This window comes from Bradyrhizobium sp. 23 (assembly GCF_023073295.1).
In the GTDB taxonomy this organism is placed as follows: Bacteria; Pseudomonadota; Alphaproteobacteria; order Rhizobiales; family Xanthobacteraceae; genus Bradyrhizobium; species Bradyrhizobium canariense_D.
Map to the genome: position 1 here is coordinate 1 of NZ_JADPJF010000047.1, position 6467 is coordinate 6467.

At 59.9% G+C, this 6467-nt stretch carries 7 protein-coding genes; 1 reads left to right on the forward strand and 6 read right to left on the reverse strand.

Features of this window, described 5'->3' with window-relative positions; all coding sequences use genetic code 11:
• Window positions 1-279 precede the first annotated feature (279 nt).
• The 5 genes from IVB32_RS12680 to IVB32_RS12700 form a co-directional block, all read right to left on the reverse strand.
• Window positions 280-504: a hypothetical protein gene (locus tag IVB32_RS12680; RefSeq protein WP_247361379.1), complete on the reverse strand. Its 225-nt coding sequence runs from the start codon at window positions 502-504 to the stop codon at window positions 280-282.
• Between the two features lie 140 nt (window positions 505-644).
• Window positions 645-881: a PilZ domain-containing protein gene (locus IVB32_RS12685; protein WP_247361381.1), complete on the reverse strand. Its 237-nt coding sequence runs from the start codon at window positions 879-881 to the stop codon at window positions 645-647.
• Between the two features lie 806 nt (window positions 882-1687).
• The gene (locus IVB32_RS12690; RefSeq protein ID WP_247364558.1) at window positions 1688-2386 is read right to left on the reverse strand and encodes an outer membrane beta-barrel protein; all 699 of its coding nucleotides are present in this window, start codon (window positions 2384-2386) and stop codon (window positions 1688-1690) included.
• Window positions 2387-2981: 595 nt separating this feature from the next.
• On the reverse strand, window positions 2982-3161 hold the full coding sequence (locus tag IVB32_RS12695) for a hypothetical protein (RefSeq protein ID WP_247361383.1): 180 nt from the start codon (window positions 3159-3161) through the stop codon (window positions 2982-2984).
• Window positions 3162-3510: 349 nt separating this feature from the next.
• Entirely contained in the window at window positions 3511-3720 is a 210-nt protein-coding gene (locus tag IVB32_RS12700; RefSeq protein WP_247361385.1) for a hypothetical protein, read from the reverse strand.
• 424 nt (window positions 3721-4144) lie between these two features.
• On the opposite strand from IVB32_RS12700, the gene IVB32_RS43025 reads away from it, so the two are divergent.
• Window positions 4145-5581: an alpha/beta fold hydrolase gene (locus IVB32_RS43025; RefSeq protein WP_345946531.1), complete on the forward strand. Its 1437-nt coding sequence runs from the start codon at window positions 4145-4147 to the stop codon at window positions 5579-5581.
• A 151-nt stretch (window positions 5582-5732) separates the two neighbouring features.
• Here IVB32_RS43025 and IVB32_RS12715 read toward each other — a convergent pair whose 3' ends face one another.
• On the reverse strand, window positions 5733-6167 hold the full coding sequence (locus IVB32_RS12715) for a hypothetical protein (protein WP_247364561.1): 435 nt from the start codon (window positions 6165-6167) through the stop codon (window positions 5733-5735).
• Window positions 6168-6467 lie beyond the last annotated feature (300 nt).

Here is a 6467-nt window from a genome sequence, read left to right on the forward strand (position 1 = left end):
GAGGCTCGCGGCGGAGACGTTGTCCAGCCGCATCAAGAAGCCGGATATACGTCAGCAGTTGTGGCCGTCGATCCTGATCAAGCCGGTCGTTGCAATCGGGCGGGGTCCATATACGTCCACACATGGCCCGTCTCGGACCAACTGGGCCGGTTCGATTACCTCGGCGACAGTATCGCGCGGGCCATCGTCCTGAACAATGCGGATCAGCCAGGCGATCGTGGTGGTGCCCGCGTCACGCTCGCGCGTCAGGCGCCAGCACTATCATGGCAAGGTCGTAGCTCAGCTCGATCTGCTCGGCGGATCAGAGGTTAGCTTGCGAGCGGCTTCAGCCTTAATTGCGAGCCGGGTAATCTCCGCGCGGCCACTGGCGAGGAGCCGCTCGACGATGGCATCGCTGATTACCTTGACACCGAAGCGCCAGCCTCCGCGCGGCCGCCGCTCAAACGGGCCATGTTGGAGCAAGCGCAGGAAGTAGCGCTCGTTGTAGTTCTTCTGGTCGTTCATCACTTAGCCCCGCCTCTTGCCGGCGAGGAGGACCGTGATTTAGAGCTTGCGATAAGTCAACGGGTTGCCGGATCATGGGCCAGCGTCTTGGCCTGAGCCCATATAGCCTCGGTAACCAACCGCCAGCACCAGGATGATGATCAGGAAAACGCAACCCCGATCCGTCGCTCCGAGCGCCACACCGCTCGACAGGAAAGCTGGGACTGCGCACTCGGAATGACGAGTGTGAACTCGTGCGGAATGCCAGATGCGCTGGGCACGTCCAGATTGGCGCCCAGATCGGAGAAGTTTCGGACGACGCAACTGAAGGCGCCCCCGGGAAACTCGATGATTGCCGACTTAAATACACGTTGACGGCGTGCGGTTCGCTTTTCCATGGGGACAAAGTTTAAGCCAGATTTTCTTACAGATCGATAAAGCTGTCGTGGAAAGGCGGGAGTACATTCTGCGGGCAAATAGAGAAAGCATTTACTGTGGGCTGGTCCAGCGAGAGTCTCCTTCCAGTGGACCTGATGTCTTCACGCAGGCATCGGAGGTTGTGCGAGCGAGCGCAGAAAACCTTACGCCTGCAGTGTTCCGGAAATGCAACGCCTTGTCCGCCGTCCAGGTCTGCTCACTAAGAGGGATTGGCAAGCTGGGGATGCCGGAGCGATGGCACAGTCACGGTTACCGTTGGTGCCAAGGGGACGCCGCAGGAGCATCAACAACTGCTGGCGATGGCGGCGGCTAGGCGGCGACCAGATGAGATCGCCCGCGCGCTCGGCAGTACAGAGCCAGTCGTGCGAGGCCGCGCGCATCTCCATAACATCCCGTCGCGACTGGTGATGCAAAAGCGGAAGAGGCCATGATCAAGGGCGTGGCCATAGCTGGTCTTGTATTGGTGGCGGCCGGTCTTGCGGACCGACAACTATCCCAAGGACGTTATACTGACCGCGCCCTGGCTATGCTGAGCGAGATCGAGCATTCCTTCCGGCGATAGGTGAGAGCCGGCTAAACCCGCGCCACGGCACGAGCACGGCCTTGGTGCTCCAGTCCCGCCGGACGTCCGCCCCGCGCACCGCAGGGCGAGGAGACGAAGCGCCCCTCGATGTCCGATAAATACGCAATCCTGGCGCCAGTCATTCCGGCTCATGAAAAAGGGCCAGCCCCGAGGCTGACCCTTTTAAGTATATTATGTAAGCCGTCAGTAACGAGAAGCCGAGGCAGCGCCCCAATTGAACCGATAGTTCAGGCCGGCCTTGATGGTGTGCTCGTCATTGCGGAAGCCGACGGCGGTAACAACACCAGCGGCGCTTGTGAAGAGAGCGTTCCGGGTGCCGAAGTCATAGTACTGGTATTCGACCTTGCCCGACCAGTTCTGGGCGAACAGGTATTCGAGACCACCGCCTACCGTGTAGCCGTCGCGACCACCGCCGTTGTTGGTGAAGGTGCCGCCGCCGAAGCCATTCGTAAGGCGGGAGTCAGCCCAGGCATAACCGCCTTTGACGTACACCATCGCCGGACCCCAGGTGTAGCCAAGGCGACCGGTGACCGAACCGAGCCCACGGTTGACGAAGGGATTGTCATTGGTGTCGAGGAAGCTGTAGTTCGCTTCAATGCCCAGCACCCAGTTCGGTGAGAACTGATGGTCGTAACCGACCTGCGCGCCGCCCATGAACACACCATCGTTGCTGTTGGTGCCGGTGAAGCCGGGGGCCAGAATGTTGTTGTTGCCACCGAATGCGCCACCGACGTGACCGCCGATGTAAAAGCCGGTCCAGTTGTAAATCGGCGAGGCCTCCATCGCTGGGGCTTTGGTGTAAGGACGCGCGGCCATATCAGCTGCCGATGCCGTACCCGCTAGGGCGGCAAAAGCGACGGTAGCTAGAAGGAACTTTTTCATTTCGACTCTCTCAGGTTTCAAAGCTGTGCCGAACGGTACCCCAATCCACCGGATTTGCTGTAGCGCGCCAGACACACAGCGCACTGGAATGCTGAAGCGCACCATTTTTCGCGCGCGACCGCAGGCAACGGCGCCAGCTTGATTGCGGGACATTCTGCCCTCGATCGCTGCCACTACACGCTTGCGAAGATCAAGAGAGCAAGGCTTGCCTACCCATGTTGGCCTCCCCCCAGCCAGCATGGCGGCGAGACACTCTGATTTGGGCATGCCAAATCGATTCCGCCTAACCGCGTCGCGCTTGAGTTTATCGAGTTATGCGCTTAGCCATCTTAATGCCTGCAAGGCGATCACTGGTCATCCTCGAGCGGTTCTGACGATTTAATCGCGTCGCCTCTTCCGGGGTCAGGAGCACGAGACGAAAGTGCTTCTTCACAAAATGGCGAAGGCGTCGTCGTCTAGCTCATCGATCCTGTTGATTGCTATTCGCGTGAGGTCTCTGACCGGGGAGACGTGCTCGATCAGAACCTTGCCACCACGGTCGAACGCTGCTCGCGCGGCAACAGAGAACTCGGCTCTGTCATAGTTGCGGAGATTGTTAATGTGGCTCAGCTCCGGGTAGACCAGATACCCGGCCGAGGATGTTCAGTATCCGCTCGGCGCTGTGAATGGCTCCGCCGTTATCGGTGAAGCCCGTCGCGCGCATTTGCTTGCACAGCTTCGAAGCCAGCCGGAACATCGGGATCAAGTTGCCGGGATGATACTTACGCCGCTTCATGGAGGGGGCTCTCTCGATGGAGCTGCTGTCATGGGTCGTGATACTGAGGCACGCAGGGGCGGCGGGACTATCTATTTCATCCGATAGGACAGCAGCACTGGCTTGATCCGCATCGTCGCCGCTGACAGATCATAGTCCATCGGGGATACGTTGGCCCCGACATACAGGCGACGCATCGACTGCCTCATGCGATGACGCATCCACCTCATTCATGAAGGTTGTGCGTCCTGTGGGTGGCAGGCTTGGGCCACGTTCGAGCACCGCTCGGCGCGGCAAACCTCTACGCAAACGCAACGCAACGACACAAGCCGCTGAGGGAAACCTTGGCGGCTTTTGCGTGGAGGCACTATCACCGGTCGTCTTCATGGCCCAACAGCAGCTTGTGCGTCACGCGATTGATGAAATGGTTTTTGCCGCAGGCTGGGCATTGCACGAGGATGAAGGAGGCGCGTGCCGCATTCGACTCAGCGTCGAACCGGTGCTGAACGTACTCGCCACTTGTCGCGCAACGAACGTGTCCATCATAGCCCAGCATCGGCCATGGCAGCGCCCGGCCCATGACCTAGGTCAATGTTCCCGGTGCACTTACCGCCGCCGCGCTTGCCACGGTTGATATCCTCCGCCTGTGCAGAGGCAGGTCCGAAGCCCCATCATGAGGTGATGGCGATCTAAGCCAAACCTCATCCGAGTTTGCGACAGAGAAAATGCATGGAAGGGATCAATGAGCGCATCCAGAGTCTGGCCCGTCGGCCGCATCGGCGATCGCGCCATTACAACGAACTACCTCCGGCCTTTGTCAACGCAATCGGGCCATTTGCGAAGTGGCCGCCGACACCGACTACGTCCGATCATCGGGATAGACCGGAAGTGCGCGGCAAAACCAAAACGGCGCTTTGATCCGAGGCGGATTCCACCGGCCCGCTTCAGCCTTGTCGCGGCCACTGATTGCGGGCAGACTAGCAGTGGCAGAGAGCGCAAGAGCTATGCAACGTCGGCTTGCGGCCATTCTAGCGGCGGATGTGGTCGGCTACAGCCGCCTCATGGGCGCCGACGAGGTGGGGACCCTCAATTCCCTCAAGTCGCACCGCCGGGAACTGGTCGACTGCGGCATTTCCGAGCACCACGGCCGCATCGTCAAAACCACCGGCGATGGGATGCTGGTGGAATTCGCCAGCGTCGTGGATGCGGTCGGCTGTGCGGTCAAGATTCAGCGCAGCATGGTGGGGCGCAACGCAGGGATCGCTGCGGAACGGCAGGTCGTGTTCCGGATCGGGATCAACGTCGGCGATATTATCATCGACGGCGACGATATCTTCGGCGACGGCGTCAACATCGCGGCACGCTTGGAAACGCTCTGCGAGCCCGGCGGCGTATGCATATCCAGGGCGGCGAACGACCAGATCCGGGACAAGCTGTCGATGGCTTTTGCTGATTTGGGCGAGCAGGCTGTGAAGAACATCTCGCGCGCGGTCGGCGTGTTCGGGCTCACTGCCAAGGACATCGAGGCAATTCCAGACGCCGCGATTCCCTCGTCTGCGGAAGACACCGTGGCGGCGTCAACCGTCCAACACAAGCAGGAAATTCACTTCTGCCAGACCGGCGACGGCGTGCAGCTGGCCTACGCCCGGATGGGCCAAGGGCATCCGCTGGTGAAGACAGGGCACTGGATGACCCACATCGAATTCGACTTCGAAAGTCCGATCTGGCGGCATCTCTACCAGGAATTTTCCCGCGAGCACCTTTTCATCCGATATGACGCAAGGGGAAATGGGCTTTCGGATCGTGACATCCCGGACGTAACATTCGAGCGGTTCGTCGACGACCTCGATGCGGTGGTCGACGCCGCGGGCATCGAACGGTTCGCGCTGCTCGGCATATCCCAGGGGTGCGCGGTCTCGATTGCCTACGCGGTCCGGCATCCGGAGCGAGTGTCGCATCTGATTCTCTACGGAGGTTATGTCGTCGGCTGGAAGAAGCGCGCCAGGACCGAGGCGGAGAAGGCGGCCGGGGATGCGATGCTGACGCTGATGCGGCTAGGATGGGGTCAGGAAAACCCGGCCTTCAGGCAGATGTTCACGTCCCAGTTTATTCCGGACGCTAACAAGGAGCAGGCCGACTGGTTTAACGAGCTACAGCGTATCTCGAGCTCGGCCGAAGACGCAGCGCGCAATTTACTGGCAAATGGCGAAGTGGAAATCAGTTCACTACTGCCGCAGGTCAAGGTGCCGACCCTTGTCATGCATTGCCGCAACGACGCGAGAGTGCCGTTCGAGTCGGGCCGTCGGCTGGCCGCGGGGATTCCCGGCGCCCGCTTTGTCCCGCTCGAAGGCCGGAATCACATCATGCTGGAGGGCGAGCCGGCTTTGGCACGCTTTCTCGACGAGCTACGATCATTTCTCGCCTCCGATACTCAACACTAAAGGTACTGGATACGGCGGCTCCGTTTCGCCGACCAATATGCGCCACGGGTTTCCCCTTGATGTCTGTTCTAGGCCAAGCGAAGTGCACGATGTCCGCTATTTGGGTCGCTATCGGGGGAAAGCGGACGTCGCACACAATCCGCGGACGGTCTTACTGCGCTAAAAATCCGAATGCGACAACCAGTGCCACCATGCTTGCGAAAATCAGCAGTGCCGGGAGGGATTTTCGGGTCATTGGCCTCGTCGAATGGCGCGCAGCCGATTGACCGGGGTGAGGTCTAGGCGGTCTCTGGGACCGCACGGCTTTGCCCTCTGTCGTTGGCGTCCGAGCCTTTGGTTCCGGCGCTGCGCCTACGCCTCCCATCTCGCTGTAATAAGCGCTGTAGACCTCGCGAACGGCTAGGGCCATGGACTCGGCCTCGCTCATTGTCTCGAGCCGAGTTCGATAGTTAGTCAGAAAGCTTTGGGCGCTGGACGGCAGGTCATCGAAACCACCGAGCTTGGCCATCATGAGCCAGGTGGCAAAATCCGCCTCAGCCTTCGTGCGCGCTCTCTTGGCGATACTGGCGTTGGAGCTAGAGGACAGGAGGACATGGTGGTCCGATTGGTTTGAACCCGGCCGCGAAGCGCGGCGGGAAAGGCAATTGGCAATCCAATCACAGTAATGACGGCGCGGGAGAGTTCAAACGCAAACCTTACGAACTAGTCGGCTCCTGACCTGGTTGAAGGGACTAAGCAGGCTAACTAGGGACCCAACCAGCTGAAGTTGATTATCCATATTGGGACGTGAGCTATGTCGACGGTCTGAGCTGCTGCCGGTATGATGGACACCGGGTTAAGCTAATCCCACCTTGCGCTCGAACTCAACAGGGCTGAGGTAACCGAT

What these genes read in the sequence shown, in the direction of transcription:
- IVB32_RS12680 (WP_247361379.1), bottom strand. Translation starts at nt 504, where the DNA reads ATGAACGACCAGAAGAACTACAACGAGCGCTACTTCCTGCGCTTGCTC.
- IVB32_RS12685 (WP_247361381.1), bottom strand. Translation starts at nt 881, where the DNA reads ATGGAAAAGCGAACCGCACGCCGTCAACGTGTATTTAAGTCGGCAATC.
- IVB32_RS12690 (WP_247364558.1), bottom strand. Translation starts at nt 2,386, where the DNA reads ATGAAAAAGTTCCTTCTAGCTACCGTCGCTTTTGCCGCCCTAGCGGGT.
- IVB32_RS12695 (WP_247361383.1), bottom strand. Translation starts at nt 3,161, where the DNA reads ATGAAGCGGCGTAAGTATCATCCCGGCAACTTGATCCCGATGTTCCGG.
- IVB32_RS12700 (WP_247361385.1), bottom strand. Translation starts at nt 3,720, where the DNA reads ATGGGCCGGGCGCTGCCATGGCCGATGCTGGGCTATGATGGACACGTT.
- IVB32_RS43025 (WP_345946531.1), top strand. Translation starts at nt 4,145, where the DNA reads ATGCAACGTCGGCTTGCGGCCATTCTAGCGGCGGATGTGGTCGGCTAC.